The organism is Mycobacterium sp. 1274761.0 (assembly GCF_001668615.1).
GTDB lineage: Bacteria > Actinomycetota > Actinomycetes > Mycobacteriales > Mycobacteriaceae > Mycobacterium.
The window spans coordinates 82867-109119 of record NZ_LZMC01000038.1 but is presented as its reverse complement, the minus strand read 5'-3'; the positions used below and the strand labels follow the sequence as shown (position 1 = coordinate 109119).

Annotated in this window: 31 protein-coding genes; 18 read left to right on the top strand and 13 right to left on the bottom strand. The window is 67.3% G+C overall.

Features of this window, described 5'->3' with window-relative positions; all coding sequences use genetic code 11:
- The first annotated feature begins 28 nt into the window (after nucleotides 1-28).
- Nucleotides 29-343, top strand: a complete 315-nt coding sequence (locus tag A5651_RS06480) for a hypothetical protein (protein WP_066976972.1) — start codon at nucleotides 29-31, stop codon at nucleotides 341-343.
- Here the strand turns inward: A5651_RS06480 and A5651_RS06475 are convergent, their stop codons facing one another.
- The 3 genes from A5651_RS06475 to A5651_RS06465 are packed head-to-tail and all read right to left on the bottom strand — an operon-like array spanning nucleotide 344 to nucleotide 2499.
- A complete protein-coding gene (locus tag A5651_RS06475) occupies nucleotides 344-1738 on the bottom strand; it encodes an HNH endonuclease signature motif containing protein (RefSeq protein ID WP_066976969.1) in 1395 nt (464 codons plus the stop codon). It abuts the gene before it with no gap.
- A 4-nt stretch (nucleotides 1739-1742) separates the two neighbouring features.
- Nucleotides 1743-2063: a hypothetical protein gene (locus tag A5651_RS06470; protein WP_066976967.1), complete on the bottom strand. Its 321-nt coding sequence runs from the start codon at nucleotides 2061-2063 to the stop codon at nucleotides 1743-1745.
- Nucleotides 2064-2091: 28 nt separating this feature from the next.
- Nucleotides 2092-2499: an RICIN domain-containing protein gene (locus A5651_RS06465; RefSeq protein WP_066976964.1), complete on the bottom strand. Its 408-nt coding sequence runs from the start codon at nucleotides 2497-2499 to the stop codon at nucleotides 2092-2094.
- A 163-nt stretch (nucleotides 2500-2662) separates the two neighbouring features.
- Here A5651_RS06465 and A5651_RS06460 point away from each other — a divergent pair, with 163 nt between their 5' ends.
- Entirely contained in the window at nucleotides 2663-3607 is a 945-nt protein-coding gene (locus A5651_RS06460; protein WP_066976962.1) for a hypothetical protein, read from the top strand.
- A 65-nt stretch (nucleotides 3608-3672) separates the two neighbouring features.
- Nucleotides 3673-4284: an FHA domain-containing protein gene (locus tag A5651_RS06455; RefSeq protein WP_066976959.1), complete on the top strand. Its 612-nt coding sequence runs from the start codon at nucleotides 3673-3675 to the stop codon at nucleotides 4282-4284.
- A 9-nt stretch (nucleotides 4285-4293) separates the two neighbouring features.
- On the opposite strand, the gene A5651_RS06450 is transcribed toward A5651_RS06455, so the two are convergent.
- Complete coding sequence (locus tag A5651_RS06450; protein ID WP_066976956.1) at nucleotides 4294-7287, bottom strand: serine/threonine-protein kinase; 2994 nt, start codon at nucleotides 7285-7287, stop codon at nucleotides 4294-4296.
- A gap of 130 nt (nucleotides 7288-7417) precedes the next feature.
- Here A5651_RS06450 and A5651_RS06445 point away from each other — a divergent pair, with 130 nt between their 5' ends.
- From A5651_RS06445 to A5651_RS06430, 4 genes are all read left to right on the top strand, one after another.
- Nucleotides 7418-7873, top strand: a complete 456-nt coding sequence (locus tag A5651_RS06445; protein WP_066976953.1) for a PPOX class F420-dependent oxidoreductase — start codon at nucleotides 7418-7420, stop codon at nucleotides 7871-7873.
- Nucleotides 7874-8046: 173 nt separating this feature from the next.
- Nucleotides 8047-9282, top strand: coding sequence for a glycosyltransferase family 4 protein (locus A5651_RS06440; protein WP_066976950.1), 1236 nt, complete (start codon nucleotides 8047-8049; stop codon nucleotides 9280-9282).
- The gene (locus A5651_RS06435; protein ID WP_066976948.1) at nucleotides 9276-10007 is read left to right on the top strand and encodes a class I SAM-dependent methyltransferase; all 732 of its coding nucleotides are present in this window, start codon (nucleotides 9276-9278) and stop codon (nucleotides 10005-10007) included. The genes A5651_RS06440 and A5651_RS06435 overlap by 7 nt, the downstream gene beginning before the upstream one ends.
- Nucleotides 10008-10026: 19 nt before the next feature.
- A complete protein-coding gene (locus A5651_RS06430) occupies nucleotides 10027-11073 on the top strand; it encodes a prenyltransferase (protein WP_066976943.1) in 1047 nt (348 codons plus the stop codon).
- Here the strand turns inward: A5651_RS06430 and A5651_RS06425 are convergent, their stop codons facing one another.
- Nucleotides 11074-11751 (bottom strand): class I SAM-dependent methyltransferase, encoded by a 678-nt coding sequence (locus A5651_RS06425; protein ID WP_066976940.1) that lies wholly within the window; start codon nucleotides 11749-11751, stop codon nucleotides 11074-11076.
- A gap of 53 nt (nucleotides 11752-11804) precedes the next feature.
- Here A5651_RS06425 and A5651_RS06420 point away from each other — a divergent pair, with 53 nt between their 5' ends.
- A complete protein-coding gene (locus A5651_RS06420) occupies nucleotides 11805-12374 on the top strand; it encodes a TetR/AcrR family transcriptional regulator (RefSeq protein ID WP_066976938.1) in 570 nt (189 codons plus the stop codon).
- On the opposite strand, the gene A5651_RS06415 is transcribed toward A5651_RS06420, so the two are convergent.
- Nucleotides 12351-12992, bottom strand: coding sequence for a TetR/AcrR family transcriptional regulator (locus A5651_RS06415; protein WP_066977301.1), 642 nt, complete (start codon nucleotides 12990-12992; stop codon nucleotides 12351-12353). The genes A5651_RS06420 and A5651_RS06415 overlap by 24 nt on opposite strands.
- Before the next feature lie 120 nt (nucleotides 12993-13112).
- Between A5651_RS06415 and A5651_RS06410 the strand changes: the two genes are divergently transcribed.
- Nucleotides 13113-14447: a cytochrome P450 gene (locus A5651_RS06410; protein WP_066976935.1), complete on the top strand. Its 1335-nt coding sequence runs from the start codon at nucleotides 13113-13115 to the stop codon at nucleotides 14445-14447.
- Between the two features lie 81 nt (nucleotides 14448-14528).
- On the opposite strand, the gene msrA is transcribed toward A5651_RS06410, so the two are convergent.
- Nucleotides 14529-15044 (bottom strand): peptide-methionine (S)-S-oxide reductase MsrA, encoded by a 516-nt coding sequence (gene msrA, locus A5651_RS06405; protein ID WP_066976932.1) that lies wholly within the window; start codon nucleotides 15042-15044, stop codon nucleotides 14529-14531.
- Nucleotides 15045-15131: 87 nt separating this feature from the next.
- On the opposite strand from msrA, the gene A5651_RS06400 reads away from it, so the two are divergent.
- Genes A5651_RS06400 through A5651_RS06385 form a run of 4 tightly spaced genes read left to right on the top strand, consistent with a single transcriptional unit; the run spans nucleotide 15132 to nucleotide 17920 of the window.
- Entirely contained in the window at nucleotides 15132-15551 is a 420-nt protein-coding gene (locus tag A5651_RS06400) for a hypothetical protein (RefSeq protein ID WP_066976929.1), read from the top strand.
- A 20-nt stretch (nucleotides 15552-15571) separates the two neighbouring features.
- Complete coding sequence (locus A5651_RS06395; RefSeq protein WP_066976926.1) at nucleotides 15572-16084, top strand: nuclear transport factor 2 family protein; 513 nt, start codon at nucleotides 15572-15574, stop codon at nucleotides 16082-16084.
- Between the two features lies 1 nt (nucleotide 16085).
- Nucleotides 16086-17093, top strand: coding sequence for an NAD-dependent epimerase/dehydratase family protein (locus A5651_RS06390; RefSeq protein ID WP_066976923.1), 1008 nt, complete (start codon nucleotides 16086-16088; stop codon nucleotides 17091-17093).
- 8 nt (nucleotides 17094-17101) lie between these two features.
- Entirely contained in the window at nucleotides 17102-17920 is an 819-nt protein-coding gene (locus A5651_RS06385) for a class I SAM-dependent methyltransferase (RefSeq protein ID WP_066976919.1), read from the top strand.
- Here A5651_RS06385 and A5651_RS06380 read toward each other — a convergent pair.
- Complete coding sequence (locus A5651_RS06380; RefSeq protein WP_066976916.1) at nucleotides 17908-18378, bottom strand: DUF4262 domain-containing protein; 471 nt, start codon at nucleotides 18376-18378, stop codon at nucleotides 17908-17910. The genes A5651_RS06385 and A5651_RS06380 overlap by 13 nt on opposite strands.
- Nucleotides 18379-18446: 68 nt before the next feature.
- Between A5651_RS06380 and A5651_RS06375 the strand changes: the two genes are divergently transcribed.
- Nucleotides 18447-19817 carry an FAD-binding oxidoreductase gene (locus tag A5651_RS06375; RefSeq protein ID WP_066976913.1) on the top strand — a complete coding sequence of 457 codons (1371 nt, stop codon included), beginning with the start codon at nucleotides 18447-18449 and terminating at the stop codon, nucleotides 19815-19817.
- On the opposite strand, the gene A5651_RS06370 is transcribed toward A5651_RS06375, so the two are convergent.
- Entirely contained in the window at nucleotides 19814-20287 is a 474-nt protein-coding gene (locus A5651_RS06370; protein WP_066976910.1) for an SRPBCC family protein, read from the bottom strand. The genes A5651_RS06375 and A5651_RS06370 overlap by 4 nt on opposite strands.
- A 59-nt stretch (nucleotides 20288-20346) precedes the next feature.
- Here A5651_RS06370 and A5651_RS06365 point away from each other — a divergent pair, with 59 nt between their 5' ends.
- The 3 genes from A5651_RS06365 (at nucleotide 20347) to A5651_RS06355 (ending at nucleotide 22289) form a co-directional block, all read left to right on the top strand.
- Nucleotides 20347-20721 carry a DUF427 domain-containing protein gene (locus A5651_RS06365; protein WP_066976907.1) on the top strand — a complete coding sequence of 125 codons (375 nt, stop codon included), beginning with the start codon at nucleotides 20347-20349 and terminating at the stop codon, nucleotides 20719-20721.
- 1 nt (nucleotide 20722) lies between these two features.
- Nucleotides 20723-21643, top strand: coding sequence for a DNA-3-methyladenine glycosylase (locus A5651_RS06360; RefSeq protein WP_066976903.1), 921 nt, complete (start codon nucleotides 20723-20725; stop codon nucleotides 21641-21643).
- A gap of 88 nt (nucleotides 21644-21731) precedes the next feature.
- On the top strand, nucleotides 21732-22289 hold the full coding sequence (locus A5651_RS06355; protein WP_066976900.1) for a Dps family protein: 558 nt from the start codon (nucleotides 21732-21734) through the stop codon (nucleotides 22287-22289).
- Here the strand turns inward: A5651_RS06355 and aqpZ are convergent.
- The 4 genes from aqpZ to A5651_RS06335 all read right to left on the bottom strand — a co-directional run bounded on the left by aqpZ (nucleotide 22282) and on the right by A5651_RS06335 (nucleotide 25679).
- Nucleotides 22282-23064, bottom strand: a complete 783-nt coding sequence (gene aqpZ, locus A5651_RS06350; RefSeq protein WP_066976897.1) for an aquaporin Z — start codon at nucleotides 23062-23064, stop codon at nucleotides 22282-22284. The genes A5651_RS06355 and aqpZ overlap by 8 nt on opposite strands.
- A gap of 87 nt (nucleotides 23065-23151) precedes the next feature.
- Nucleotides 23152-24456 (bottom strand): ClC family H(+)/Cl(-) exchange transporter, encoded by a 1305-nt coding sequence (locus A5651_RS06345; protein WP_066976894.1) that lies wholly within the window; start codon nucleotides 24454-24456, stop codon nucleotides 23152-23154.
- 19 nt (nucleotides 24457-24475) lie between these two features.
- Nucleotides 24476-24961, bottom strand: coding sequence for a hypothetical protein (locus tag A5651_RS06340; protein ID WP_066976891.1), 486 nt, complete (start codon nucleotides 24959-24961; stop codon nucleotides 24476-24478).
- Between the two features lie 10 nt (nucleotides 24962-24971).
- Entirely contained in the window at nucleotides 24972-25679 is a 708-nt protein-coding gene (locus A5651_RS06335) for a hypothetical protein (protein ID WP_066976888.1), read from the bottom strand.
- Nucleotides 25680-25813: 134 nt separating this feature from the next.
- On the opposite strand from A5651_RS06335, the gene A5651_RS06330 reads away from it, so the two are divergent.
- Entirely contained in the window at nucleotides 25814-26092 is a 279-nt protein-coding gene (locus A5651_RS06330; RefSeq protein ID WP_082943615.1) for a WhiB family transcriptional regulator, read from the top strand.
- Nucleotides 26093-26253 lie beyond the last annotated feature (161 nt).

The following is a 26253-nucleotide window of genomic DNA, read 5'->3' as shown; positions in this document are numbered from 1 at the left end:
CGCAACCATTCGAACGTATGATCGAACAATGGGCGAGCTCCAGTCCATCGGCTACAACGGTCAACCCGTGCAACAAGCCTTTCGGCCCGTCGAACCGCCGATGGCGGTCCTCGTCGATCTGGCCGCACTGTTTCCGCGCGAACCGCACAGCCGCGGCGGCTACAACCCCGCCGGTCTGCAGATGCACGCGGTCGTCGAAGGCCGACTCACTTGCTGGGGCATCTGCGAGCAGGGTCATTGGTGGGGCCTCGTCACCTACGCCATCGCCTACGGCCCCAGGCGGCGATCGGTGACCCATTGGATTCCGGCCTGGGTGTTGAAGCGCAAGCCGGAGCGCGGCTGATCAACAGTCGTCTTCGTCGTCGTTGTCGCCCTCCCGTTTTCGGGTGTCGTATGGGTCGGGGATGAGATAGCGGCGGGGATGGTGGTAGTTGTTCACCCTGGTCTGGCCGGTGTCGAGATTGGGTGGGGGCAGCCATTCGGTGCGCCCGTCGGCGCGGGTGCGAGTAGTCCAGCCGGTGTCTTCGATGAGTTTGTTGTCCCGCGCGCAGGCCAGGGTCATCGTGGTGATGTTGGTGGGAGCGCCGGCGGCCCAACCGTCTGTGTGGTGGGCCTCGCAGTGGTAGGCCGGTGCGGTGCATCCGGGTCGGGTGCAGCCGCGGTCGCGGGCGTAGAGGAAGAGGCGCTGGGCTTTGGTGGCGAGGCGTTTGGCGCGGCCGAGGTAGAGGGGCTCCTCGGTGTGATCGTCGAACACTACGAGGTAATGGTGTGCGGCGGCGGCCTGGCGGATCACGTCGGCCATCGGTAGCAGGGCTCCGCCGCCCGTGACGGCATGGCCCGCGCCGGATTCCAGTTCGCCGAGGCTAGTGGATATGACCATGGTGACGGGCAGCCCCTTGTGGCTGCCGAGTTGTCCAGAGGCCAACATGGCGCGCAGGACCGCTTTAAGTGCATCGTGGTTGCGTTTCCCGGTGGAGCGCAGATCGGCACGGGCGGCCTCGATCGAGGGTTCGCCGTCGAGGCGGGGGGTGTCGTCGTCGGGGTTGCACATGCCGGGCGCTGCCCATTTGGCGTTGACGGCCTCGATGAGAGCCCGCAGTTCGGGGTCGGCTTGGCCGCGGATTTCGCTCATGCCGTCGGGCTGTTGTCTGCCGATGTGCAGGAAGGCGCGGCGGGCACGATCAGCGTCGGTGAGTTCACCGTCCTGGTCGAGCAGGGTGGCCAGTTGCTCAGCGGCGGCGCGCAGTTCTTCCGGCGGCAGCCCGCAGGCCAGTTCGGCGAGTTGGGCCTCCGCGGCTTCGCGGGTCTCGTGGTCGACGAAGCCGGGCAGCTTGTCGAAAAACCGCCGGATAATCGCGACGTGCTCAGCGCCGATGAGGCCGCCCTGTTGAGCGTCAGCGGTGTTGGTCAGCAGCGGTTGCAAAGGTTCTCCGGTCATGGCCGCACGCGGGCCGAGATCTTTGGCTTCGCGAACTCGGCGGTTGCCCTCGGTCTTGGAGATGCGCAGCAATGTCGACAGCGCTGATCCCAGCGAGGTCTCGCCGAATTCCTCTCTCGGCACCTGCGCCAGGGCGGCCACCAAGCGGTGACGCACGGCGGGGAAGCGGCGCTCGACGCATTCCAGCTGATAGGCCGCCGCGGTCAGTTCGGCGGTGGTCCCGTCGACCGGCTCGGCCAGCAGAGCATCGATCTCCGCGTCGATCGCGGTGATGCGCTTGGCGACAGCAACCGCACTCATCGCGCTACGCCGACGGCCGGTCCACGTCAGGGGAGTAGATCGCCGCGGCGACCCGCCGCTCGGCTTCGGCGCGGGAAATCCGCAGCCGCCGCGAAAGGACCTCGGCCCACGAGGCGCCGCCGCACTGGGCCGGTGCAGCCTCGCTGATGAGCCGGCCCATGAGGCGGCGGTCGAAGTCGGCCAGGTTCTGGCCCAGCCCGTCGATCCTCTGCAGCAGCTCGATGCGCTGGGCCCGCGTCAACGTGTGCAACGGCAAGGCGAGCAGCCGGCGGTGAGCCGCATCAACGGCTTCTAGAGCAGCGACGATATCTTTACTCGAACTCATGTTCGAATGCTATCGCCTCCCACCGACATCACGGGTCGCCGAGCCGCCACGTCTGCTCGTTGTCACCTGGCGGCCTCGTCACCACTGGAAAGTCGCCGTCGACGCCGGCCTCCAGGAACCGGCCGCTGCTCACCTGCTCGAGCGTGACGAAGCCCCCGCCGAGATCCTCTAGCCGCCAGCGTTGACTGTCGTCGTCCCGCCGCGGCCGGATCACCGCGCGGTTGCCGGTGGTGTCGAGGAGGCGGCCGCTGCTCACCTGCTCCACCACACACAGGCCGCCGCCGATGTCGACGATGCGCCAATGCTGAGCGTCGACGGCTCCAAATGGCCGGGTGACGATCCTGCCATCGACGACGTCGAGGAAGCGCAGACCGCCTCCCTGCAGCCGCACGACCCGGGTGTGCTCCTGGATGCCTGCCGGCACTGTGACGGACATGCGGTCACGCTATGAACGCGGCGCCGCAATGCCACGAGTGGTGAACTACCCCATTCGCCACGCCGCGGTACTTACCTGGCGGACAGCAAAACCTTCCTCCGTATGTCCCGAATCTGGCGACGCAGTCATTACGGTCATCCCCCGTGATCACGACGATGAACACATGACACGAGCCGAGGTAAACACGATTTTCGCTACGGATGAGACCGTGCGGCTACGCCCAGTGGGCGTGCCGGTGAAGAAGCTGCCGACGGCAATCAGCGCCTTCGACGGCAAGACCGTCCGGCTGCGCCCTGTCGACCTGCCGGTCATCGGCGCCGTCGCTAAGACTGTCAGGCAGCGCTACGCCGACGTGAGTGCCGCCCAGCCGGCGCGTCCCACCGTCTGGGGTATCGCGCGGATCCTTCTGGTGCTGACGCTGGCGTCCATGCCGATCCTCGGAATTTCTGTCGACGTGTCGGGGCTGGTTTCGCAGGCCACCACATCGATCGTCGTCATCGTGCTGACGGCCGTCTACGGCACACTTGTCGTGTTCGCGCCGCACCGCACCGACATGATCGTCGGCCGCGGCCTGATCGCGGGCATGGTGGCCTGCATCGTCTACGACGGGGCGCGGCTGTTCGCCGTCCACGTCCTCGGCTTGATGGGTGACTTCATTCCTGTGATGGGCTCATTCGTCACCGGCGAACCGGACACGACTGGCAGCGCTGCCGTCGGCTACATCTGGCGCTACATCGGCGACGCCGGCGGCCTGGGCGTCGCGTTCTTCGTCGTCGCCTTCGCGATCGGCATCGACCGGTGGTCGAACGTCAAGGTGGTGCTGGCCGCTGTTACCTTCGCCGTATTCCCGACCTGGGCCGGGCTGATGGCCACCGTCGCGCTGCTGCCCCGTGGCGAGGAGATGATGTTCGACCTGAACCCGGCCACATTCACCATCACCCTGGTCGGACACGTCATCTTTGGCCTGGTCCTGGGCCTGGCCTTCCTGAAGGCGCCCCGCGGCAAGGGTCGCAGCGACTGGCCGTGGACGCCGATCCTGGAAACGAAAACGGTCCGACGGTTCACCCCCGCAGCCTGGCGACCCACCCATCGCGCCCCGCGAGCGTGACCGCCGGGCGTGTTCGGTGACCGTAATCCCACTCTCTGCGTCAAGATTGCCTGTAGGAGGTCTGTATGTCTTCCCATCTGGAAGTCTCGAAGCCGTCGGGGCGGGAACTGGTGCCGCTGATCGGTCCACGGGTGACCCTCGGCAAGGCCTCGTCGAATGACGTGTCCCTCGACCACGACCAGACGGTCTCGCGGCTGCACGCCGTATTCGAGAATCTTGGATTCGCATGGTCGATAAGGGATTTGGGCAGCCGCAACGGCACCTATCTCAACGGCGAGAAGATCTCGGCTGAGCGGGTGCTGCGGTCCGGCGACGAGGTGCGCGTCGGCAAGACCCGGCTGCTGTTCTGGGAGGTGCGCGAGGACGGCCCGCGCGAGGAGGAGACGGTGTCCGCGCAGCCCTCCGAGCTGCCGCCGCGGTTGACCCGCCGGGAAGTTGATGTGCTCGTGGTGTTGTGCCGGCCGCTGGTGTCCGACGATCCCTTCCCCGAGCCCGCGTCCGTGCGACGGATGGCGGGGGAGCTGTACGTGACCGAGGCCGCGGTGAAACAACACCTGCAGAACCTTTACGACAAATTCGCCATCCCGACGGAGGGGGATCGCCGCGTCCGGCTGGCCAACGAAGCCCTGCGGCGCGGGGCGGTGACGATCGCGCAGCTGCGCGAGGGCGCCGACTAACGGCAACGGCTACGTGAAGTCGAGCGCCTCCACGGTCGCGACCGCACTTTCGTGCGTGGGCCGGTCGGCGCCGCCAATGCAGTACACCGTCGAACCCACGGCGGCGACCACCTGGCCGTGCACGGGCGTGTTCAACGGCGCCACCGTCGTCCATTTCGCGGTGGAGATGTCGTACATCTCGACGGTGGGCAGTACCCGTGTCGGCTCCTCGCCGCCGACCGCCACGATGCGGCCGTCGATGAACGCCGCCCCGTAACTACCGCGCGGGGTCGGCATGTCCGCCAACTTGTCCCAGGTCCCCGACGCCGGGTTGAACCGCTCGAAAGCGGCAGAGTTCTCGTCGGCTGACAGGTTCCGGCCGCCGACCGTGTAGACGTAGGTGCCGTCAGACACCGCCGCCAGATGTTCCCGCGGAGTCGGGAGATCGGCGGCCTGGGTCCACTTCTCGCCGTCGAACACCTCGGTAGACGTGACGAGCTGCTTGTCGTTCTGTCCGCCGACCACGATCAGTTTGTCGCCGACCACCGCTGCGGCCGCTGCGGCGCGGGGGTGCTGAAGTTCGGGAAGCTCGTCCCACTTGCCGTCACGGAACGCAAAGACCTTATTCGACGCGTCGGCGAGGTTGTCGCTGGCACCGCCGATCACGACCATCTGGTTGCGATAGGCCGCCGCCGTCGCATGGTGCAGCGGGACGGGAAGCGGCGGATGTTCCTGCCATTCACCGGTTTTGGTGTTGTAGCTCTGCACCGTCGACAGGTACTCGCCGTGGCGCATACCGCCCGCGACCCAGATCTCGTCACCGAGGACGGCCCAGGCCATCATCAACCGCTCCGTCGGTGCGTCGGGGAGCGTGCGCCAGTCGGGTGCCGGCTGTGGTTTCCGCGGCGCCAGCTTCAACGACTCCGCCGACGCCGTGATCTCGGAATCGCCGGGACCGTTGGCACCGCCGATCGCGTAGACGTTCTTGCCGACACCGGCCACCGCCATGCCGTGACGCGGAGTTGCCAAGTCCGGCAAGCCATTCCACGTCTGGGTGACCAGGTCGAGCGCAACGACGCTTTTGAGTACCTGCCCTTGCGACATGCCGCCGACCACCACCAGCCTGCGATCGGCGGTTGCTACGCCGAAGTCGCTGCGGCGCCCGGGAAGTTCGGCGAGGCCGGTCCAGGTGTCGGTGGCGGGGTTGTACGACTCAACCGTGGCAAGGTCGGTGGTGCCGTTCGACCCGCCTAGTGCGTAGACGACCTTGCCGTCGGAGGCCGCCGCCAGCATCTGTCGTGGAGTCGGCAGGGGCGCACCGGGTTTCCATGAGGTGCCGTCGAAGATCTCGGTGGAGTTCAGCAGATCGCCGGCCGCATTGACCCCACCGGTGACGACGATGCGGTCGCCGACGACCGCGGCCGCCGCCGCAGCGCGTGGCTGCAGCAGGGGCGGCAGTTCGGTCCAGCGGCTATTGACGACGCGCCAGACCTTATCGGTTGCCACCTTCGAATTGGCGCCATCGGTGCGCCAGCCGCCGAGGACGACCGGGGTGTCCTGCCACGTCACCGCCATCGCGTGTTGCACCGGCACGGGCAGGTCCTCGCCGCCCTTCCAGCTGTCGATGGCCGGGTCGTACCCCTCGTGCCTGCCGCTGACCCGGTTGTCGGCGTCCATGCCGCCGAACACCCAGATGGTTCCGTCTGTCTGGGTAGCCGCCACCGCGTCGCGAGCCACCCGCGCATCGGCGATCGAGCGCCAATTCGACTGCGCTTCAATGGTCGGCTGGCTCGGAGTGGGGGCGGCGGCCTTCTGGTCGTTCGACGGCATGACGATGAAAATGCCGGCGACCACCAGCACCACGACCGCGACGAGGGCGGCCGCGCCGATCAGAATCTTCTTGCGGTTCTGCTTCTTCCTGGCGATCATCGCCGTCGCCGGGTCGGGCGGCGGAAGCTGCCACGGCAGGCTGGATGCGCTGACCGACGCCGTGTGGGCGAACATCCGCGGGTCGGGCGCCGGCGCCGAACCGGCCGAGCTGGCTCCCGAAATGGATGTCTCGCCGGGGACGGCGTTCTCACCGCTGTGTTCCGACAACGGCAAGGCCTGCGTGCCAGACCGCTCCGGCTCGTCATGGTGCTCGCTGAGCGGCATCGGGTCCGGCGTCAGCCCGTTGTTGCGTTGCGCCAGCTGCAGTTCCCGGCCGAATTCGGCCGCCGAGGCGAACCTTTCATGCGGTTCGATCGACATCGCCTTCTCGATCGCGGCGCACACGTCGGCCGGGATTCCACCGGGACGTAGATCCGGCACCGGCGACGAGGTGATGCGCAGGTAGTGCGCGATGAGATCCTCGTCGGCCTTGCGCTCGTGCGGTGGCCTGCCTGCGATCAGCGCGTACAGCGTGGCGCCGAGCGAATAGACATCGGCAGCGGCCGTCGGCGGATTGCCGGAAAGCACTTCCGGAGCCGTGTAGGACAGCGTGCCGGTGAAGTAACCGGTGACCGTCTTGTAGCCGCCCGCGATGCGCGCGGTGCCGAAGTCGCTGAGTTGTGGTTCGCCGTACTCACTGACGAGGACGTTGGCGGGCTTGATGTCACGGTGCAGCGTGCCGGTCCGGTGCGCGGTTTCCAATGCAGCGCACAACTTCACACCGATCCGGAGCACGTCCGGCCACGGGATACGGCCTTCCCTCCGGACCCGCTCGGCCAGGGATCCCATTGAGTGGTAGGGCATTACGATGAAAGGCCGGTGGCTTTCGGTCATTCCGACCTGCAGGATGTTGGCGATGTTCGGGTGGCCCGAGAGCGCTCCCATCGCATAGCCCTCACGCAGGAACCGCTCGCGATCGCCCTCGTCGAGGTCAGAGGCCAGCACCTTGATCGCCACACTTCGCCCGAGCGACTGCTGGTAGCACCGAAAGACGACACCGCTGCCGCCCCGGCCGACCTCGACGGCTTGGGTGAACCCGGCGGCCGCCAACTCGGCAGCTACCCCACTCGCATGCGGGGGAGAACTTTCCGCCATGGTGCCGATCGTCCTCCGTTACCTCGCCGAGGAATTGGTAATTGCCAAAGGTACCGAGCGAACATCGCCGCAACCGGGGATTTGCGGTTGTCGACGACGGCAAATCAGCGGGCGTCGATACGCTGTCCGGGTGGCCAGAAAATATGCCACCGCCGATGCCGTCGGCCTGCCCGAACTCCTCGAGTTCGTCCGACCGCGACATCGAATGGTGCTCACCACGTTCCGGGCCGACGGCTCGCTGCAGAGCTCGCCGGTGACAGGCGGGGTCGACGGCGACGGCAGGATCGTCATCGCCACCTATCCCCAGCGCGCCAAGTCCGCCAACATCCGACGCACCCCGCGGGCCAGCGTCACCGTGCTGTCCGACGACTTCAACGGACCCTACGTGCAGGTCGACGGCGAAGCCGAGGTGATCGACCTGCCCGACGCCGTGGAGCCGCTGGTCGACTATTTCCGGGCGATTTCCGGCGAGCACCCCGACTGGGACGAGTACCGGCAGGCCATGGTCGATCAGGGCAAGTGCCTGATCCGGATCACCCCCCGCCGCTGGGGCCCGGTCGCCACGGGTGGCTTCCCGCCGCGGTGAGGCGCCGGGCTGAGCGCGACGGTTACGCGTGACTGTGATAGTCAGACAGGGTGCCCGCGTTGCGTCCGATAGCCCGTCAAACTATAGTCTGGACACATGTCCAGTGATCTGTTGTCGCCTCGAGCCGCAGGTCACAGGGGTCAGCAGGCACTAAAGTCCGGAGATAACTGAGTATGCGCATTGCCCTGCTGTCCTACCGGAGCAAGACGCACTGCGGTGGACAAGGCGTTTATGTTCGCCATCTGAGCCGCGGGCTGGTCGAGCTCGGACACGACGTCGAGGTGTTCTCGGGCCAGCCCTATCCGGAAGTACTCGATCCGCGGGTGCGCCTGACCAAGGTGCCCAGCCTCGATCTTTACCGCGAGCCCGATCCGTTCCGCATCCCGTGGCCGAACGAGATCAAGACGACGATCGACCTGCGCGAGCTGCTGACGACGTGGACGGCCGGCTTTCCCGAGCCCAAGACGTTCAGCCTGCGCGCCGCGCGGCTGCTGGCCGACCGGCTGGCCGATTTCGACATCGTGCACGACAACCAGTGCCTCGGCACCGGCCTGCTCAAGATCGCCGACATGGGTCTGCCGGTGGTGGCGACCGTCCATCACCCGATCACCCGCGACCGCGTGCTCGACGTGGCAGCGGCGCGTTGGTGGCGCAAGCCACTGGTGCGTCGCTGGTACGGCTTTGCCGAGATGCAGAAAGACGTCGCACGCCGGATCCCCGAGCTGCTGACCGTGTCGTCGACCTCGGCGGCCGACATCGCCGAGGACTTCGCCGTGTCCTCCGACCAACTGCACGTCGTCCCGCTCGGGGTCGACACCGACCTGTTCAAGCCCTCAAAACATCGGGTTCGCAACCGCATCATCGCGATCGCGAGCGCCGACGTTCCGCTCAAGGGCGTCAGCCACCTGCTGCACGCGGTCGCGCGGTTGCGGGTCGAGCGCGACCTCGAACTGCAGCTCGTCGCAAAGCTTGAGCCTAACGGGCCCACGGAGAAGCTGATCGCCGAACTCGGCATCTCCGATATCGTGCACAGCTCAAGCGGACTGTCCGACTCGGAGCTCGCTGATCTGCTGGCGTCGGCCGAAGTCGCCTGCATCCCTTCGCTTTACGAGGGGTTCTCGTTGCCCGCCGTTGAGGCGATGGCCAGCGGAACGCCCATCGTCGCGAGCCGGGCGGGCGCGCTGCCCGAGGTCGTCGGCGCCGACGGCGAGTGCGCACGGCTGGTGACGCCCGCCAACGTCGACGAGCTCACCGCGGTGCTCGGCGAGCTGCTCGACTCGCCGTTGGAGCTGCGCCGGCTCGGCGCGAATGGCCGCAGGCGCGCGCTCGACGTCTTCAGTTGGGAATCCGTCGCCGCACAGACGGTTGCGGTGTACGGGATGGCGCGGGCGAGGGTCGGGCAGTGCTGACCGTTGACTACGACCGGCTGGGAATCGGTGCGGGCACGAAGGTGATCGACGTCGGCTGCGGCGCGGGCCGGCATTCGTTCGAGGCGTTCCGCCGAGGCGCCGACGTGGTGGCCTTCGATCAGAACGCCTCCGATCTCAACGATGTCGACGAGATTCTGCAGGCGATGAAGGACCAGGGCGAGGCGCCCGCGTCGGCAACGGCCGAGGCGGTGAAAGGCGATGCGCTTGATCTGCCTTACGGCGACAGCACATTCGACTGCGTGATCGCCTCGGAGATCCTCGAGCATGTGCCCGAGGACGACCGCGCCATCGCCGAACTCGTGCGGGTGCTCAAGCCGGGCGGCGCGCTGGCGATCACGGTTCCGCGGTGGCTACCGGAACGGATCTGCTGGGCGTTGTCGGACGAATACCACGCCAACGAGGGCGGCCACATCAGGATCTACCGCGCCGACGAACTGCGTGACAAGGTGCTCGCACATGGCCTGCAACTGATCCACACTCACCACGCGCACGCACTGCACTCGCCGTTCTGGTGGTTGAAATGCGCTGTGGGAACCGAGAAGTCGGATCATCCGGCGGTGGCGGCATATCACAAGCTGCTGGTATGGGACATGGTCAGCCAGCCGTGGCTGACGCGGACCGCGGAGTCGGTTTTGAACCCCTTGATCGGTAAGAGCGTGGCGCTGTACTTCCGCATGCCGGGGGAGCCTGGTGCTTCGAGTTAACGGGTCGGGGATTCCAGGGGTGCCGGGCGTGCTGACGCCCGCGGAATGCAGACAGACGGCGCAGTCGATCGCGAGCACCCAGGAGCCCTCGGGCGCCATCCCGTGGTCCGACGGCGGGCACACCGACCCGTGGGACCACGTCGAGAACGCCATGGCGCTGACCGCCGCGGGTCTGCTGGAACCCGCACGGGCGGCGTTCGATTGGTGTAGGACCACCCAGCGGACCGACGGCTCCTGGCCCATCCAGCTGCGCAACGGCGTGGTAGAAGACGCCAACAGCGACAGCAACTTCTGCGCTTACATCGCCACCGGTGTCTGGCACCACGTGCTGAGCACCGGCGACCGGCAGTTCGCCGAAGACATGTGGCCGACGGTCGTCAAGGCCGTCGAATTCGTGCTGGACCTGCAGCGGCCCAGCGGCGAAATCGTCTGGGCCCGAAGCGATTCAGGACCAGAGGCGGATGCGCTGCTGACGGGGTGCGCCAGCATCTACCACAGCTTGCGCTGCGGGCTGGCGCTCGCCGACTACTTCGACGACCCACAGCCCGAATGGGAAGTCGCCGTCGGTCAGCTCGGCCACGCCATCGCCCACCATTCCGACCTGTTCGTCTGCAAGGACCGGTGGTCGATGGAGTGGTACTACCCAGTGCTCTGCGGCGCGCTGCGCGGCGCGGCGGCCCACACCCGCATCGACGAGCGGTGGGACGACTTCGTGGTGGCCGGGCTCGGCATCCGCTGCGTCGACGATCGGCCGTGGGTGACCGGAGCCGAAACCTGCGAACTGGTGATGGCTCTGGATGCCATCGGCCAAACCGCCCGTGCCCGTGAGCAATTCGCAGCCATGCATCACCTGCGCGAAAAGGACGGGTCGTACTGGACAGGCCTGGTGTTCGCAGACGGTAAGCGTTGGCCGGAGGAACGCACCACCTGGACCGGCGGGGCGATGATCCTCGCCGCCGACGCGCTGTCGCGCACCACACCGGCCAACGGCATCTTCCGCGGCGCGGACCTGCCGCGCGGCCTTGAAGGCGAGTTCGACTGCGAGTGCGCGACCAGCGGTCGCTGATTACAGCGGCTCGCCGGGCGTACCCGAGACGCGCTCGAGCACCCGCATCGAACCCGTCGCCAGCACCTCGCGGAACGCGCCGATGCCCAACGCGCGCTGGTAGATGTGGAACGGCGCCTGGCCGCCATCGGCGGGATCGGGGAACACGTCGTGAATGACCAGCGCGCCGCCGACGTCGACCCACCGGGCCCAGCCGTCGAAATCGCGTTGCGCCGCCTCCTCGGTGTGGCCGCCGTCAATGAACAAGAACCGCAAGGGAGTTCGCCAGCCGCGGGCGACGACGGCGGACTTCCCGACGACGGTCACGACATGGTCATCGAGATCTGCCGAATCCAAGGCGCGGCGCAGCGACGGCAGCGTGTCGAACCGTCCGCTGTGCGGATCGACCAGCGTAGTGTCGTGGTACTCCCAACCCGGCTGGTGCTCTTCGGAGCCGTGATGGTGATCGACCGTGTAGAGCACGCCGCCGGTCTGCAGCACCGCCGCGCCGAGCATCAGCGTCGATTTGCCGCAGTAGGTACCGATTTCGACGCCGACGCCGTCGCCCAGATACCGGAACGCGGTGTCGTAGAGCGTGCGCCCCTCGTCGGCGGGCATGAAGCCAGTGACCTGCTCGGCCAGCGCGAATAACCGCGCGGCCGATGGGGGCAGTGCGGTGTCGGTGTCGGTGTCGCTCATCGCGTCCAACTTACCGTTGCTGGTCAATGGCGGTTGTAGTAGCGTCCGGACACGTGTCCGATGCGGCTCTGGAGTCGACCAGACGCCGTTTGAGCGCCAAGCAGGCCGACACCGTCGACCGGCTCGGCAGGGCCGCGGTCGACATCCTGGCCAGAGATGGTTTCGCGGGCCTGACCGTGCGACGCGTCGCCGCCGAAGCCGGGGTGGGCGCGGCCACCGCCTACACCTATTTCTCGTCGAAAGAGCACCTCGTCGCCGAGGTCTTCTGGCGCAAACTGGCCATCGCCCCGCCGGCCGCGCGGGAATCCGACGATCCAGCGGGCCGGGTGATTGAGGTGTTGCGCCACATCGCGCTCCTGGTCGCCGATGAACCCGAGTTCGCCTGCGCGGTCACCACCGCGCTGCTCGGCAAGGACCCGGACGTGGAGGTGCTGCGTCTGCGGATCGGACGAGCGATCCACGACCGGCTGCTGACTGCGTTCGGGCCTGAGCGTGATCCCGACGTGCTGGAGTCGTTGGAGCTGTTGTACGCCGGTGCGCTCGTGCGGGCCGGGATGGGATACGGGTCCTACGCAGACATCGCGGACCGACTGGAGAAGTCAGCGCGGCTGATGCTGCGGTGATTTCCGTATGCCGAGAATCGCAGTCGCCGCAATCACCGCCGCGTCGGTGATCGCGTGGACGTCTTGGCCGTCCTCGACGTAAAGCGCTGTCAGTTCCCGCAAACCACCGACAATGATCAACGCCAGCGGCCGGGTGATGGGCGGGATGTCCGCCCGCCGGAATCCGGGGCTGTCGCTGAGCTCGACCAACATGTCGGTGAACGCACTCATCGCCTGCCGGTGCAGAGGCTGTGCCTTCGCTCCAAGAGCCGGCGCTTCCCTGATCCACGTCAGCGTGATGGCCGGCCGCGAAGCGATGTGGTCGACGTAGGCCCCGACGGCCTGCCGAATCTGCGCCTGCCAATCCGCCTCGGGATCCACCGCACCCCGAATCCGGTCGATCATCTCCTCGTTGTTGCTTCGCAACAGCTCGATGAAGCACTCTTCCTTGCTGGAGAACTCGCCGTAGAAGGTGCGCTTGGAGGTGCGGGCGTGGCGGACGATGTCTGCGACGGTGGTATCGCGGTATCCGCGTTCCCCGATCGACGCAGCGAGGCCGTCAAGCAGCCGCCGACGGAACCGCCCGTCCGCGTCGTCGGCCCCGCCATCGAGGGTTTGCCAATCCCTAGCGACGGTCACGGCCACCCATCCTCCACCGTTTCACGAGAACACCTTGTCACAACACGGTACCGCAGAGTACCGTTTGGGAAAACGCGCCGGTACTCAGCGGTACCACGACAGCGATGGGAGCCATACGGCATGACTGAGGCAGTTACCGTCGATTCGCAGACGGCCTCGGTAGCGATGAAGTCACCGACTGCGGCGCCACTGCCGAAAATCGTTCAGGGCGTTGGCTTTGTGGCATTTCGCAGACCGTTCATCAGATGGGCGGGCAAACGCTACGGGCCGGTGTTCGCGGTCGACATCCCGTTCTTCCGTAACACCGTTTACATGGCCGACCCGTCGCTGGTGCGGCAGGTGTTCACAGCCAGCACCGACGACCTGGTCAACGTGAAGCCGAACCTGAGCCGGGTCTTCGGCCCGGGTTCGGTGTTCGCCCTCGACAAGACCGAGCACCGCAACCGCCGCAAGCTGCTGGCGCCACCGTTTCACGGCCAGAGCATCAAGAACTACGAGAAGGTCATCGAGGAAGAGACGCTGCGGGAGATCTCGAATTGGCGGCAGGGCACGGAGTTTCGGACACTCGAGCCGATGAACAGGATCACGCTGAACGTGATCCTGCGGACGGTTTTCGGTGCCGACGGCGGCGAGCTGGACTATCTGCGGGAGATCATTCCGCCGTGGGTCAAGCTCGGCTCCCGCATGGCCGTGCTGCCGGAGCCGTCGTTCCCCACCGGCCGCTTCAGCCCGTGGGGACGGCTCAAGGAGTTCCGCCGCAACTTCGACCGCGTGGTCTTCACGTTGATCGACAAGGCCGAGGCCGACCCGCATCTCGACGAGCGCGACGACATCCTGGCGCTGCTGCTGCGCAGCCGTTACGACGACGGCACCTCGATGTCGAGACAGGACGTCTCAGACGAGTTGCTGACCCTGCTCGGCGCGGGCCATGAAACCACCGCGTCTGCGCTGGGGTGGGCGTTCGAGCGGTTGCGCCGTCATCCCGACGTTCTTGCCAAACTGGTCGAGGAGGTCGATCAGGGCGGCGACGAATACCGCCAGGCCATGATCCTGGAGTTGCAGCGGGCGCGCACCGTGATCGACTTCGCCGGCCGCAACGTCGCCGCGCCGCACATCGATCTGGGCGAGTGGCGGGTGCCGCACGGCTATAACATCCTGGTCAGCATCGCCGATCTGCACGAGAACCCGGACATCTACCCGGACCCGACGCGATTCGATCCGAACCGCTTCCTCGGCAAGAAGCCTCCGACGTTCGCGTGGCTGCCGTTCGGCGGCGGCACCAGGCGCTGCATCGGCGCCGCGTTCGCCAACACCGAGATGAATGTCGTGCTGCGAACGGTGTTGGAGCACTTCGAGATCGAGACCGACGATGCGCCCGCCGAGAAGGTGCACCACCGGGGTGTGGCGTACACGCCGAAGGACGGCGGCAAGGTGGTGGTCAGGCGCCGGACGTAGGGTCGTGATGTGAGGGCCGACTTCGTCCTCGACGCTGTCGTCAAAGACGAAGTCGGGTGCTTCCCTACATATCCGCCGAAGCTAGGCCTGCTGCGGTGCCCGCTTCGGCAGCTTCCAGCCCGGCCGCGGGAAGTGGCACGTGTACCCCGACGGATACCGCTCGAGGTAGTCCTGGTGTTCGGGCTCGGCTTCCCAAAAGTCGCTCGCCGCAGTGACTTCGGTCACCACCTTGCCCGGCCACAAGCCCGAGGCGTCTACGTCGGCGATGGTGTCGAGCGCGATCTGCTTCTGCTCGTCGTCGACATAGAAGATCGCCGAGCGGTAGCTGGTGCCAATGTCGTTGCCCTGGCGGTTCTTTGTGGTCGGATCGTGGATCTGGAAGAAGAATTCCAACAGGGTCCGGTAATCGGTCTGGGTGGGGTCGTAGATGATCTCGATGGCCTCGGCATGGCCTGGGTGGTTGCGATATGTGGCATTCGCGTTCTGGCCGCCGGTGTAGCCGACGCGGGTGGACACCACGCCGGGCTGTTTGCGGATCAGATCCTGCATGCCCCAGAAGCAGCCGCCGGCCAAGATCGCCTTTTTGTACTCACTCATGGCTCTCGCCTCCCGTGTGGTCATAGCGCTTCTATAACGGTATAGGTCGCGCCGTTAATCCTGGTCAGCACCGCTTACCGTAGACCTATGCGCACGGCGATGGTGATGGTCACCGCAGCGGTGATCCTGGCCGCGAGCGGTGCGGTGGCGTGGGCCGAACCGACCGCGGTGCCCGAGGTGCCCGGTGGCGGCCGGGTCACAGAGGACCCGTCGCTCGTGGACGTGCGACCGCTGGCGGTCGACTCCTGGAGCCGCGCTCGTGACGCCAACGCGGTGGCCGTCAACTTCACCAGCGGGGCGCCCACGTGTTCCGGTGTGCACGCAGACGTTCATGAGACCGCCGACGACGTCACCGTCGCGCTTCAGGCCGGGACGCTGCCAGACGCGGTCGGCCGGATGTGCATCATGCTGGCGGTGTTCGGCACGCTCGAGGTGCCGTTGAGCGCGCCGCTCGGCGATCGGCGAGTGCTCAACGCTTCTGCGCAGGCACTCGACAAACCCAGGTAGAACGTGTTCTAGTTTGTCCCGTGACGGGCAAGATGTTCAGCCGTGACGAGCTGGCGGAGGCATTCGCGGCCTTCGAGCGGACCGTCGAGCGGGCCGCGCAGACTCGCGATTGGGATCCGTGGGTGGAGCAGTACGCACCCGACGTTCTCTACGTCGAGCACGCGGCAGGCACGATGCGCGGACGCGAAGCGGTTCGCAAGTGGATCTGGCAGACAATGGAAACGTTTCCCGGCAGCTACATGACCTCCTTCCCGTCGCTGTGGTCGGTGATCGACCAGCCGACCGGCCGGATTATCTGCGAGTTGGACAACCCGATGCGCGATCCCGGTGACGGCACGATCATCAGCGCCACCAACATCTCGATCATCACCTACGCCGGTGACGGGCAGTGGCGTCGCCAAGAAGACGTGTACAACCCGCTGCGGTTCGTGGCCGCGACCGCGAAATGGTGCCGCAAGGCGGAGAAGTTGGGCACGTTGCCGGACGAGGCCGCCAAGTGGATGAAGAAGTACGGCGCGGGCGTGAGGAGTTGACATGACCGATCTCGTCATCGGCGCCAACGGATACCTCGGCAGCCACGTCACCCGTCAACTGGTCAACGACGGCCGCGATGTCCGGGTCATGGTGCGTGAGGGAGCCAACACCATCGGCATCGACGACTTGAAGACAACGCGGTTCATCGGAGACATCTGGAACAACGAGGTGTTGCGCGAGGCGATGACCGGCTGCGACGTCGTCTACTACTGCGTGGTGGACACCCGCGGGTGGCTCAACGACCCGGCGCCGCTGTTCCACACCAACGTCGACGGCACCCGCAACGTGCTCCAGATCGCGAAAGATGCTGGGCTGCAACGCTTCATCTTCACCAGCAGCTATGTGACGGTGGGCCGCAAACGGGGGCGAGTTGCCACCGAGGACGACGTGATCGTCGATCGCGGGCTCACCCCGTATGTGCGGTCGCGTGTGCAGGCCGAGGAGATGGTGCTGCGCTACGCCCGCGAACAGGGACTGCCCGCGACCGCGATGTGCGTGTCGACGACGTACGGGGCCGGTGACTGGGGCCGCACGCCGCACGGTGCGATCATCGCGGGCGCCGCGTTCGGCAAGCTGCCCTTCGTGATGTCGGGCATCGAATTGGAGGCCGTCGGTGTCGACGACGCCGCTCGCGCGCTGATCCTGGCCGCCGAAAAGGGCCGTGTCGGTGAGCGATACCTGATCTCGGAGAAGATGATCACCAACGCCGAGGTGGCGCGTATCGCAGCGGAGGCGGTAGGTGTGGCGCCGCCCGCCAAGTCGATTCCGTTGGCCGCGTCCTACGCACTGGCTGCACTGGGCACGGCCAAAGCGCGGCTGCGGGGCACCGACGAGCAGCTGTCGCTGGCATCGCTGCGTCTGATGCGCGCGGAGGCGCCGGTCGACTGTTCGAAGGCGCGGCGCGAATTGGGTTGGCAGCCAATGCCGGTGGAGGAGTCGATTCGCGAGGCGGCGCGGTTCTGGGTCGGCCTGCGCGACGCCAAGCGCAAGAGCAAGCAGGCGGGCTGAGCGACGCCGTGACGCGAAAACTGAATGTCGACCTGTCCGGAGCGCCGCAGACGATGCTGGCGACGTTGTACGCCAAGGCGCTCGACGCCGACTTCGACAAGCCGATCCTGGGGGACCGGTGGGCCCGCGACATCGTCGACCGCGTCGACTACGACTGGACCAGAACCACCATCACGGCGCGGACTTCGCCGTCGGTGACCACGCGCACGGCCCACTTCGACCACTGGGCGCGCCAGTTCATGGCCGTCCACCCGGAGGCGATCGTGCTGCATCTCGGGTGTGGTCTGGACAGCCGCTACTACCGGCTGGCGCCCGGCCCCGGTGTCGAGTGGTACGACGTCGACTATCCCGACGTCGCCGACCTGCGTCGTCAGTTGTTCCCGCCGCACGAGCGCTGCCACGTCGTCGCTGCATCGGTCACCGATCCGACGTGGCTGGCCGATGTCCCCGCCGATCGGCCGACCCTGCTGATCGGCGAGGGGCTGACCATGTACCTCACCGAAGCCGACGGACTGGCGCTGCTGCGGCGCGTCGTCGACCACGCGCCGTCCGGGGAGTTGCAGTTCGATGCGTTCAGCCGACTGGGAATCAAGATGCAGTGGGCCAACGCCGTGGTGAGGCGATCGGGTGCGACGCTGCGCTGGGGCATCGACGCCCCCGCCGACGTCGTCTCGGCGGTGCCGGGCGTGCGGCTGCTGCAGTGGATATCGCCCTTCGATTCACCGACCTTCGCCGAGGTGTCCGTTCCCTACCGCGTGATGGCCGCGGTCATGACGGCGGCCAAGCCGCTGCGCTTCATGGCGCAGTACCACCGCTACGCGTTCTGAGGGCCACGCCTTCCGAGCACCGGTTGTGAGCCGCGGCCGCCGTCGAACTCCGGGCACCACGGCGAGTGTCCGTCGCTGTCGCGCCAAACCAGCTGCAGCGCCCGTACTTCGGGGCCGTAGAGGCCGATCGCGGCATACAGGTGCGCATCCGGTTGGGCGACCTCGACGAACTCCAGGTGCTCTTCGTCGCCGAGATCCATGGTGTCGCCGGGTGCCGGCTGAACCTCGTGGATGGTGTAGTTGGCCACCGCGTTGAGCAGTCGCAGCGCCCGCTCCGGGGTGACGCCGGTCACGAGGTATTCGGCGAACCCCCGCTTGTGCAAGCCGACCGTGTACGCGAACGGCTTGTTGTCGTCCTCGACGTACTGCATCACCCACTTCCTCTTGCGGATGGTTCTGTGTAATTCGTCGAGCCAGTCGGCGGTGGTGGCGCCGGGATGATCGCATTGCCAACACATGGCGTGTCCTCTCGTAGTACTTGGTCACACCATGCGCCTGGCCTCTGACAAGTTGAAAGAATTGCGCGGTGGGCACAATCAACGGTCGGGTGTCGCACTGGTATGACCGGCTGCCGGACCCGCGGCCGGCGCTTGGCGGCAACCGCGACGCCGACGTCTGCATCGTGGGTGCCGGCTACACCGGGCTGTGGACGGCGTACTACCTCAAGCGGGCCGACCCGTCACTGCGGATCGCGATTCTGGAAGCCAGGTTTGCCGGGTTCGGTGCGTCGGGCCGCAACGGCGGATGGCTGTCCGGGCTGGTCCCCGGTGACCGTGACCGGCTGGCGCAGCGGCACGGACGTGACCGCGTCGTCGCCTGGCAGCGCGCACTCAACGACTCCATCGACGAGGTGATCGACGTCGCGGCCCGTGAAGGCATCGACGCCGACATCGTCAAGGGCGGCACGCTTCACATCGCCCGCAACGCGGCGCAGGCCGCGCGGCTGGCCGCGGAAGCAGATGACGAGCTCAGCTGGAAGGTCGACGGAATCGCTGTGCTGACGAAAGCGCAAGCCGCCGAACGGATCCGGTTCGCTCGTGTGACCACGGCCTACCACAACCCGCACTGTGCCCGGATCCAACCCGCACGCCTGGCGCGAGGCTTGGCCGACGCAGTGCAGCGGCTGGGCGTCGACATCTACGAGCAGTCCCCGGTCACCGCGATCGACCGCGGCAGGGCCACCACCGGGCGCGGCACCGTCAACGCGCCGATCGTGCTGCGGGCGACCGAAGGCTTCACCGCCAAACTGGCGGGCCTGCGCAGGCGCTGGCTGCCGATGAACAGCTCGATGATCGCGACGGCGCCGATTCCCGACGAGCTCTGGGACGAGATCGGTTGGGACGGTTGCGAAACCGTCGGTGACACCGCGCACGGGTTCTTCTACGCGCAGCGCACTGCCGACAACCGCATCGCGATCGGCGGCCGTAGTGTGCCCTACCGCTACGCCTCCCGCACCGACGTCGACGGGCGTGTCCCCGAACGTACGATCACCCAACTGGCCCACACACTGCGCGCGGTGCTGCCGCAGGTTCGTGATGTGCCGATCGCACACGGCTGGTGCGGCGTGCTCGCGGTGCCGCGCGACTGGTCGGCCGGCGTCGCGCTCGACAAGAGCACCGGATTGGGTTGGGCCGGTGGATATGTCGGCCACGGCGTCACCGCGACGAACCTCGCCGGCCGCACCCTGGCCGATCTCGTGCTCGACCGACAGACTCCGTTGGCGGCATTGCCGTGGGTGGGCCACCAATCACCGAACTGGGAGCCCGAGCCATTGCGCTGGCTCGGTGTGCGCAGCATGTATGCGGCCTACAAGCTGGCCGACTGGCATGAGAACCGCGGCAGGCAGACCACGTCGCCGATCGCCATCGTCGCCGACAAGATCGCCGGACGCCCTTAGCCGGCCTCCGCCCTGGCCTTCAGCCTCTCCAACGTGACCTTGATGTGCTCGGCGTTGGCGGCTGCCCGGTCGGACACGCCGGTCGTGAGCCCGGCGGGCTTGCGGATCCATCCAGGCCGTTTGTCCCACGTCCGCTCGGTGACGGTGCAGCCGTCGTCGGTGGGGGTCAGCTCATAGCGCCAATGCGCGACCGGCACGACACCGAAAGTCTTGACGTCGAAGGCGAATGTACGTCCGGGATCGGCATCGGTGACCGTGCACGTCGTCGTCCATTTGTGGTTCTCGTGGCGGTTGCGGCCACGGAATTTGGCGCCGGGCGTGGCGCTGGTGCCCTTGCGCCACGCCATCTCCTCGACCTCTTCACCCAGCGTCGCAAGGGTCGGGAGGTCGGTGAGCAGCTCATAGATGGCGGTGGGCGGGGCGGAGATCTTCACCGACGCCTCGACAGTGGCGGGTCCGAGAACAGGCATAGTGCAAATCGTATCCGCGCACGCGGAACAGGTGTGGCGCTTGCCACGTTGGCCCAGATATGACCACCAAACCCGTCCGCGAGCCCTCCGCCGACCACCCGATCACCGTCGAGCCCACCGGCAGGCACGTCGTCGTGACGGTCAACGGCGAGGTCGTCGCCGAGAGCGACAACGCGCTGACGCTGCAGGAGTCGACGTATGCGGCGGTGCAGTACATCCCGCTCGCTGACATCGTGCAGTCGGTGTTGACGTCGAGCGACACCACGTCGTACTGCCCCTACAAGGGCGACGCCCGCTACTACCACGTCACCACCGCGGCGGGCGCGATCGTCGAAGACGCCATCTGGAGCTACGAGCAGCCGTATCCGGCCGTCGCCGACATCGCCGGCCACGTCGCGTTCTATCCCGACAAGGCCGATGTCACTATTGGCTGAAATGCGTGGCACCGCCGTCGAAACCAGCGTGGAGTTCCCGGGACCGGTCAGTCCCTCCTACACGCTGTCGCCGTTACGCCGCGGCGGCGGCGACCCGTGCTACAAGACGACGTCCGACGGGGCCATCTGGCGCACCAGCCTGATGCGCACGGGGCCGGTGACCGCGCGGATCAGCAGGGCAGACCCCCGCACTATCGCCGGCGAGGCGTGGGGCGCCGGGGCGGCGGAGTTCGCCGACGGGTTCGCCGCCCTGCTTGGCGCGCACGACGACGCGAGCGGTTTCGTCCCGGCCGACCCGACGCTCGCCGAGGCGCACCGGCGGGTGCCGCATCTGCGCCTGGGCCGCACCGGACGGGTGCTGGAAGCGCTGATCCCGGCGGTCATTGAACAGCGGGTGGCGGGCAAGGACGCGTTTCGGGCATGGCGGGTGCTGGTCACCAAATTCGGTTCACCCGCGCCGGGCCCGGCGCCCGCGCGCATGCGTGTGCCACCACCTGCCGACGTGTGGCGACGGATCCCGTCCTGGGAGTTCCACCTGGCCAACGTCGACCCGGGCAGGGCGCGCACGGTCGTCGGCTGCGCACAGCGGGCCGATTCGCTCGAACGGCTTGTGACGCGGCCCGCGGAGCAGGCGCGCCAGGCGTTGACCTCCCTGCCGGGGGTCGGCATATGGACAGCCGCCGAGACGGCGCAGCGGGCGTTCGGCGACGCCGACGCCCTGTCTGTCGGCGACTACCACCTGGCGAAGGTGGTCGGCTGGAGCCTGCTCGGACATCCGATCGACGACGAGGCCATGATCGACCTGCTTGCACCGGTCCGTCCCCACCGCCACCGCGCGGTCCGTCTCCTCGAAGTCAGCGGCCTGGCGCGCAACCCGCGGTTCGGCGCCCGGCAGGCCATTCCGAAGCTGGCCGATTTGTGACGTCGCCCGCGGCGTGATTACCGCGTGGTGGGCTCGGGTAGACCCGAAGAGACATCGCCCCGGTCCATCACGTGCGAAGGAGCTTTCGATGACTCAGTTCACAGTCCCCGGCCTGTCGAACAAGCAGAGCAATGAGGTCGCCGAGCTGCTACAGAAGGCGCTGAGCCGGTACAACGATCTGCACCTCACGCTCAAGCACGTTCACTGGAATGTGGTCGGTCCGAACTTCATCGGCGTGCACGAGATGATCGACCCGCAGGTGGAGCTGGTGCGCGGTTACGCCGACGAGGTCGCCGAGCGGATTGCCACGCTGGGCAAGTCGCCATTGGGTACGCCAGGAGCCATCATCAACGACCGGACGTGGGATGACTACTCGGTGGAACGCGACACCGTCCAGGCCCACCTGGCGGCGCTTGACCTGGTCTACACGGGCGTCATCGAGGACACCCGCAAGTCCATCGAGCGGACCGAAGAGCTCGATCCGGTGACCCAGGACATGTTGATCGCCCACGCAGCCGAATTGGAGAAGTTCCAGTGGTTCGTGCGCGCTCACCTCGAGAACGCCGGTGGCCAGCTCGCCAATCAGGGCGCCAAGACCGAGAAGGCTGCCGCGAACCGGGCCAAAAAGAAGGCACCGGTCAAGTAGGACCGGGTCCGTCCAACGCGTCGTCCCGTACCGGTTCGGTGGCGAGTTCGCCCGCCTTACCGAAGAGGTAGGGGTACGCCAGCCCTGCAATCGCCGCGCCAACCAGGGGGGCGAGCCAGAACACCCACAGTTGCGCGGGTGCGCCGGCACCGTTGAAGAACGCGACGCCCGTGGACCGTGCAGGGTTGACCGAGGTGTTCGAGATCGGGATCGAGATCAGGTGGACCAGGGTCAGGGTCAAGCCGATCGACAGCCCGGCGAAACCTTTTGAGGCGGGCCACCTGTCGTCGGTCGAGCCCAGGATCACCAAGAGGAACACCGCGGTGAGGATGATCTCGATGATGAGGACGGCGGTGAGCGAATAGCCGCCGGGGGAGTGCTCGCCGTATCCATTGGCGGCCATGTTGCCGGTGGCCTCGAAACCGTCCTTGCCTTTGGCCACAACGAGAATCACCGCTCCCGCCACCAGACCACCGACGACCTGCACGACCCAGTAGCCGGGCAGGGCCTTCCATTCCACGCGGCGCGCCAGCGCCGCCCCGAGCGTGACCGCCGGGTTGAAATGGCCGCCGGACACCGTGCCGAACGCATACACGCCGGTGAGCACGGTGAGGCCGAATGCCAGTGCGACGCCGAGAAATCCGACGCCGAGCGAGGTGCCGTCCGAGGACGCGAACTTGGCCGCGAACACGGCGCTGCCGCAGCCGCCGAGCACCAGCCAGAAGGTGCCGATGAATTCTGCGACCAGACGGTGCAGCATGGTCGGTGGTGTCATGGTCGCCAGGGTGCGCGCGCGACGACCCCGTTGAAGAGGTTGTTGCCGAATTGTTTTGGGACCGCAATTGTCGTGATCGCGCGGTGCTTACTTCGTTTCGGGCATGCGTTCACGCAGGCTGTCATAGATCGGCGGGGAATTGAGGCGCCACGCGGCCAGCACCGCGGCGGCGGTAGCGGCCATCATCGGCACTAACGTCTCGGTGGTGGCGGTCATTTCGGTGACCACCACCATCCCGGTCAACGGTGCACGCACCGCTGCCCCGAAGAGGGCGGCCATTCCGACCAGGGCCATGGGCACCGCCAATTGCGTTGTGCCGCCGGGCCAGACGGCACCGAAACCCGCAATGAACACCAGGCCCCATAACGCGCCGACCGCCAGCAACGGGGCGAAGAGCCCGCCGGGAACCGCGGCCGAATACGACAGTGGGCCGGCGACTAACCGCACCAGGAGGATCGCGACGGCGGCAGAGACCGCGATGTGTCCGCCGCCGAGGATCCGCTGCGTCAGATCGTCGCCACCACCCACCGCAAGGGGGTGAGCGAACATCGCGCCACCGATGAGTGCGCCGATCACGGCGGCTTTGGCGACCGTGGGTATGCGCTGGATCGCCGCGACGTGGTCGAGGGACCACAGGATCAGCCTGTTGTAGGCAGCGCCGACGCATCCGGTGAGAAGCCCGAAGACGACGAACAGCGGCAACCACGCGAGTGCCGGTGCGCCGCCGACGGACGCGACGTGGAAGTCGGCATGGTTGCCCAGCACCCAGCGAGAACAGCTCACCGCGGTGACGGCCGCGAAAAGCGTTGCGAGCACGGCCTTTACCCGAAACGACTTGGTGACCTCTTCAAGGGTGAACAGCGTGCCGCCGATCGGCGCGTTGAACGCGACCGCCAGGCCCGCGCCGCCGAGCGCTGTCTGCATCATCCTGACTTCGGCGTCGGGCAGGGCAGCGCGCCGCGCTGCTTCGGCCCCGATGGCCGCCCCCATGTGCACTGTGGGCCCCTCGCGGCCGAGCACCAACCCGGAGCCGATGCTCAGCACGCCGCCGACGAACTTCGCCGGGAGCAGCCGGATCGGCGGCGGTCGGGCTTCGCCGCGGAAGACGGCCTCGACGTGTTGAATGCCGCTGCCGGCGGCCAACGGCTCCCACCGGACGATCAGGGCGGCCAGCGTCGCGCCTGCCGCGGCAGCCGCGATCGGCACCAGCCAGCTGGGCCCCGGCAGGTCGTGTGCCCAGTCGACCAGGTCGATGCGCCAGCGGTCGGCCGTCTGCAGACACCAGCGGAATGCGGCACCGACGAACCCGATGAGGACACCGGCCACCAGCGCCGTGAGGCAGATGCGGACAGCACCCCGGGGGGAATCGTCGGGCTGATCGGGATCTTCCACCGGCTGGCCGCTGCGCGGATCAGTAGCCCAGGCCAAGCAACTGCGCGCCGAGCTGCTCGGCGAGGGCCTGCTGGGTGCGGATCAGCTCGAGCTCGTGTCCCACCTGCGCGCGAAGTGCCCGGATAACGGCGATCTCGGCGGCGGGTGCACCGGTCAGCTGGTCGAGCGCGTCCGACGCCGACGACGCGACGTCGAGGGCCGACCCGGATGCCGTATGGGCGGCGGTCACCGCCTCGGCGGCATCCTGCAGGCGCCGGCCGAGCTCGGATTCGACGCCGGACAGATGGTCCAGTGCTTCTCGGGTGCCGTGCGCGAAGTCGGCGTAGCCGGTGATCGCGTCGCCGGTCATCGAGGCGGCCTGCTCCTGACCGGAGCGGATGGTGTCGGTGATGTCGGTCAACCGGTCGGGGGTAGCGGCGGCCGCGTCCGGGTCGGCGGTGCCGAACAATGTGTGCGCCCGCGACAACACGTCGCCGACGTTGCGAACGAGATCGGGCAGTGCCACGGGCCCAGTATCAGCCATCGAGCGAGGTGATGAGGGCATTCAGGGTGGCGGCGTCGGCCTCAGTGGCCGGTTCGCCCGCTTCGACCGCGTCGACGAGCTCCGTGGGAAGGCCCGCCGCGTTGGCGGTCTCGGCCGCCGACAGGTTGGCGCGTCGGCGCGCGGCGTAGAGCCGCTGGCCGAGCGTTGCCCCCGGCGCGGCGGCCGCACGGAACATCAGGTCGTCGTAGCTGCTCCGGACCGTCTTCAGCGCCAGCACCACGTCGGGCGTGCCGCGGCTGCGCTGGGCGGCGCGGGCCACCACCGCTTCGAGCTTGCGCAGATCGGCCAGGATGACCGTGACGCGCGAGGAGAACTCCGCGTCGTCGTCGGGAGGCAGCGATTCGATGGCCGCGCCGAAGGTCTTCATGGCCACCTCGACCGCGCCGACGATCAGCGAGGCCGCCCCGTCGTCGGCGGGCGGCGCCGTCGCAGCCCCGGGAACCGGACCGCCATACCGTATCGTCGCTATGGTTCCGGCGGGCCATTGCAGGATCTCCTCGAGCTTGGCCCGCGTCCGTTCCCTCGGCCAGCTGCGGCCCTTCTCGAACGCGATAAGCGCACCGGCGTTGATGATCTTGTACTTCGCGAGATTCCGCTGTTTGATGTCCAATTCACGACGCCGGGCGGCAACCGCGGCACCAGCGCGGGCGATGCCCGGATCGCCGGCGTCCTCGTCCACCCGCCCAGTGTAGCCAGCAGAACCGGCCGCGACGGGCCAACCTCGCCGAGCCGCAAAACCGGTAGCAAGTGTTGCGCTGCTACGGAAAGAACGCTACGTTTTCCTTAACGGCCGGCGAGCGAGAGGAACGGGCCATGACCGTCATGATCGACCTACCTGTACTGACCGACGGCCAGATCGGCGCGTGCACTCAAGACCCGGAACGGTGGATGACCGCAACCGACGACCAGACCAAGGCGGTCTGCCGGTCCTGCCCGCGGCGCTGGCTGTGTGCGAAGGAGGCCTGCGAGATGCCCGGCGCCCAGGGCATGTGGGCCGGTATTCACATTCCCGAGGGCGGACGGGGTCGCACGTTCGCGCTCAAGCAACTGCGCTCGCTTGCCGAGCGCGGCGGATACCCCGTTCACCGCTGATCAGCCCGCTGCCTGCCCGCTCGTGAGGGGTGAGCGGGCGGGCTACTCTAAGAAACTGGATAGGCTTTCCAGCAAACGAACAAGATCGTCTTTTCCCTTGTAATAGGCGGCCGGGATCGACCGCAGCAATCTCGATTAGTGATGTTCGTCGCACCCGTACC